Origin of the sequence: Microcystis sp. M090S1, assembly GCF_020246295.1 — a bacterium.
GTDB lineage: Bacteria > Cyanobacteriota > Cyanobacteriia > Cyanobacteriales > Microcystaceae > Microcystis > Microcystis aeruginosa.
On the sequence record NZ_JADBTF010000511.1, the window covers coordinates 1 to 3,993 of the forward strand.

General features: G+C 35.8%; 6 protein-coding genes and 1 pseudogene. 4 read left to right on the forward strand and 3 right to left on the reverse strand.

Annotated elements, in window-relative coordinates; genetic code table 11:
* Nucleotides 1–165: 165 nt before the first annotated feature.
* Together IM477_RS22555 and IM477_RS22560 are read right to left on the reverse strand one after the other, a co-directional pair.
* Complete coding sequence (locus IM477_RS22555) at nucleotides 166–558, reverse strand: type II toxin-antitoxin system death-on-curing family toxin (protein ID WP_024969647.1); 393 nt, start codon at nucleotides 556–558, stop codon at nucleotides 166–168.
* Nucleotides 555–779 (reverse strand): AbrB/MazE/SpoVT family DNA-binding domain-containing protein, encoded by a 225-nt coding sequence (locus IM477_RS22560; protein WP_158201318.1) that lies wholly within the window; start codon nucleotides 777–779, stop codon nucleotides 555–557. The genes IM477_RS22555 and IM477_RS22560 overlap by 4 nt, the downstream gene beginning before the upstream one ends.
* 70 nt (nucleotides 780–849) lie before the next feature.
* Between IM477_RS22560 and IM477_RS22565 the strand changes: the two genes are divergently transcribed.
* The 4 genes from IM477_RS22565 (at nucleotide 850) to IM477_RS22580 (ending at nucleotide 3,395) form a co-directional block, all read left to right on the forward strand.
* Nucleotides 850–1,134 carry a hypothetical protein gene (locus IM477_RS22565; protein ID WP_287733552.1) on the forward strand — a complete coding sequence of 95 codons (285 nt, stop codon included), beginning with the start codon at nucleotides 850–852 and terminating at the stop codon, nucleotides 1,132–1,134.
* 70 nt (nucleotides 1,135–1,204) lie between these two features.
* A complete protein-coding gene (locus IM477_RS22570; protein ID WP_287733553.1) occupies nucleotides 1,205–2,761 on the forward strand; it encodes an AAA-like domain-containing protein in 1,557 nt (518 codons plus the stop codon).
* A gap of 74 nt (nucleotides 2,762–2,835) precedes the next feature.
* Nucleotides 2,836–3,057 carry a DUF433 domain-containing protein gene (locus IM477_RS22575; RefSeq protein WP_287675005.1) on the forward strand — a complete coding sequence of 74 codons (222 nt, stop codon included), beginning with the start codon at nucleotides 2,836–2,838 and terminating at the stop codon, nucleotides 3,055–3,057.
* Nucleotides 3,058–3,062: 5 nt separating this feature from the next.
* On the forward strand, nucleotides 3,063–3,395 hold the full coding sequence (locus IM477_RS22580) for a DUF5615 family PIN-like protein (protein WP_004163946.1): 333 nt from the start codon (nucleotides 3,063–3,065) through the stop codon (nucleotides 3,393–3,395).
* A gap of 87 nt (nucleotides 3,396–3,482) precedes the next feature.
* Here the strand turns inward: IM477_RS22580 and IM477_RS22585 are convergent.
* Nucleotides 3,483–3,850, reverse strand: a pseudogene (locus tag IM477_RS22585) (Uma2 family endonuclease); the annotation flags it as partial.
* Nucleotides 3,851–3,993 lie beyond the last annotated feature (143 nt).

A 3,993-nucleotide genomic window follows, 5' to 3' on the forward strand; every position in this document is an offset into this window, starting at 1 on the left:
TATGATATGATATAAAAACAGAGTATCATAAAAAACATCATGCAAGCATAAAAACTCAAAGGAAAAATTGATCAATCCGGTAACTTGCTGATTACCGAACCCCTGAATTTACCCCCCGGAAACGTGGAAATTGTAGTTTGGGCAGCCACAGATAACCTTTAATATTTAATATTTAATAGAATTTTCTTGCAGCCATTCTGATATAGTTTCTTGACTTTCTTGGCCGTTTGCTAGTCGTTCCATTATTAAAACAACTTCGGGTTCTGGAACATCCAACGAATATCCATTTAATTCCAGAAAGATAGCCATTACTACGAAAGCTACCCGTTTATTACCATCTATAAAAGCATGATTTTTAGCAAATCCATAACCATAAGCCGCAGCTAAATCAAATATACTGGGTGTAGGTTCACCATAAGCAAGTAAATTTTTCGGTCTATCTAAACTAGCTAAAAACAAATTGTTATCTCGCACCCCCGCAAGACCACCATGCTGTATTAATTGGTCTTCATGTATAGCTTTAACAATTATTTCATCTAACCAGAAAATTCCATTCATTTCCCTAACTCATGAAGTGCATTTCTGTATTTTGTGCTGACTTTTCTGTAAGCCTCCATTGCTTTTTCAAAATCAGGATTACCAGCAGTTATAATAATACCTGTTGGTGTTTCAGTGACAAATACACTGTCTCCTTCTTGAACTTTAAGTTTTTCCATGGCTTCTTGAGGTAATGTTATAGCCAAGGAATTTCCAACTCTACTAATTTTTAAGGTGTACATTTAGTTAACTAACCTCCTATTCAGCCAATTTGAGATAATAATATAAAAACAGATTATCATAAAAAACATCATGCAAGCATACAAACTCAAAGGAAAAATTGATCAATCTGGTAATTTGCTGATTACCCAACCCCTGAATTTACCCCCCGGAAACGTGGAAATTGTAGTTTGGGCAGCCACAGACACCCTTGATCATACCACAACCCCAACCACTGAATCAGCACCAGAAACACCAAAAAGACCAACTAAAATCAAGGCTTTGCAAAACTGGTTTGAGAAAACCCAACCTGCACCTCCTGATTTTGATCCAGATCAAGCTAAATGGGAATATTTAAAGGAGAAACATAACCTGTGAAAGTCTTGCTTGATACCAACATCATTATAGATAGTGTAAACTTAAAGAGTTTACCTATTACCAAAATTCTATGACTCGCTGGTTTAATATTGCAGGTCCCTGTTCCAACGATATCCACTATATGCTCTCTCCCACAGTCAGATTACCAGATTTAGAGGAGCTAATTCAACAACGTAGTTATTTTGTCCTTCACGCACCACGACAAACGGGGAAAACCACCGCTATGTTATCCCTAGCAAAACAACTTACCGATACCAGAAATTATGCCGCAGTCATGGTATCAGTGGAAGTAGGAAGTGCATTTAATCATGATCCTACTGCCGCAGAATTAGCAATTTTAGGGGCATGGTATAATACAATTGAGGATAGTTTACCGACCGAATTACAACCTCCTGCTAAACAATGGCAACAGGAAGAACCAGGAAGCAGAATAAAGGCTTTTTTAAGAGGTTGGTCAAAAGCTATCAATCGTCCCATAGTATTATTTATAGATGAAATTGACTCTTTACAAGACCAAACATTAATTTCTATTTTACGACAGTTAAGAGATGGTTTTCCTAAACGTCCAGAAAATTTTCCCTCGTCAGTAGGATTAATTGGTTTACGAGATGTGCGAGATTATAAAGTAGCATCTGGTGGTAGTGATAGATTAAATACTTCTAGTCCTTTTAATATTAAAGTTGCTTCTCTGACTATGAGAAATTTTAATCTCGAAGAAGTAGGAGAATTATATCAACAACATACAGCAGCAACAGGACAAATTTTCACACCAGAAGCTATAGAAACAGCGTTTGATTTAACCCAAGGACAACCTTGGCTAGTCAATGCTTTAGCTAAAGAAATTGTAGAAAAAATGGTAAAAGATAGAAACATTGCTATTACCAAAGAACATATCTTAACAGCCAAAGAAATATTAATTGCTCGTCAAGATACTCATTTAGATAGTTTAGCGGAAAAACTCAGGGAAAAACGAGTGAAAAATATTATTGAACCAATTTTAGCAGGGCAAACCTTACCTGATACTTTAGCAGATGATCGCCAATATTTAATAGATTTAGGATTATTACAACGTGATCCGATGGGGGGATTAGTTATTTCTAACCCCATATATCGTGAAGTTATTCCCCGCGTTTTAGTACAAGGAACTCAGGACAGTTTACCTTTAATTATTCCTAGTTGGTTGACTACAACAGGTGAATTAAATATAGATGCTTTATTAACAGCATTTCTCAAATTTTGGCGACAACAGGTCGAACCATTATTAAGTAGTGCTGCTTACCATGAAATTGCCCCCCATATTGTATTAATGGCTTTTTTACATCGTGTGGTTAATGGTGGGGGGGTTTTAGAAAGGGAATATGCAATTGGTAGTGATAGAATGGATTTATGTCTGCGTTATAAAGATGTAATTTTAGGGATTGAATTAAAAGTATGGCGGGATAAAAAACGCGATCCGCAAGCTGATGGAATTGAACAATTAGAATCTTATTTAGGACGTTTAGGTTTAGATTTTGGTTGGTTATTTATCTTTGATAGACGGAAAAATGCTTTACCAATGGAAGAAAGGTTATCAACTGAGGTTGTGCTGACGGAAAATCAATATAGAATTACTGTGATTCGGGCTTGAGTGTTTCCAAAACTCACTGTTTTTAGCAGAAATAAATGGTATCATAAAATTAATACAAATGCACTGATTACATCATGAATTACAGAGACTATATCACAATTGAACCCAATAAACGTGGTGGTAAGCCTTGTGTACGTGGCTTGCGAATCACAGTTTATGAGGTGCTTGAATACCTAGCTTCGGAAATGACAGAAGAAGAAATTCTTGATGATTTTCCCGACCTAACGCGAGAAGATTTAAAGGCTTGTATTGCTTATGCGGCTGATCGTGAACGTCGGTTAATGATTTCGACTTGATCAGCATGAAATTACTATTTGATGAAAACTTATCCCCTAAATTATCCACCCGTTTGAGCGATATTTTTCCAGACTCCCTTCATGTTCGAGATGTAGGAATGAAAGCAACAATAGACCCCATAGTTTGGAATTATGCCAAAGATAATGATTTGATGATTGTCTCGAAAGATGCTGATATGCACGATCTAAGTTTAGTGTTTGGGAATCCTCCCAAAGTCATCTGGCTGAGACTGGGAAACTGTTCTACTTTACAAGTTGAAAATTTACTGCGTCGGGAGTTCAGTACAATCAAATTATTTTATGAAGATAAAAATTCATCATTGCTTGCTCTCTCATAATCTTCCTGAAAATTTGGAACTGCGTTCAAACCAGTAATAAGGTGCGTTACATTTGACATTTTACATTGTACTCTTTACTCTTTACAAAAGTTCGGGAATTTGTAAGCGTTTGTATGCTTCCAGTTTATTAATTCCTCCACTACTAACAACCACCTCAATCACTAAATCAGGATGTTTTCTATTTGCTCCCAACTCAGAAGATTCATCACCTTCTTTTTTAACCTTTTCAAATTCATTTTCTAAGGTGACAGAACCAGTAGGAGTAAAATCTAATCCCAAAAATTCTCAATAAATTTCTACTAAAGAAGCATTTTTCTAATCTCCAAAACTCCATCTAAAAAAGATAACCTTAACCCTGGGCGATCGATTAGCTGTTCAACAGCTTTAAATTCTCTCCAGGTTAAGTCACTAATTAAAATTGGTTCTGCTTCTCGTTCGATGAATGTAGTTATCATAATTTAAACCCAAATTTAGAGAGGGAATTTTTCTCAACATGATATCATATAAAAACAGATGATCATGAAAAATATCATGGAAGCATACAAACTGAGAGGAAAAGTAGAAATCATAGTCTAACAAACTACCCTTAATCATACCA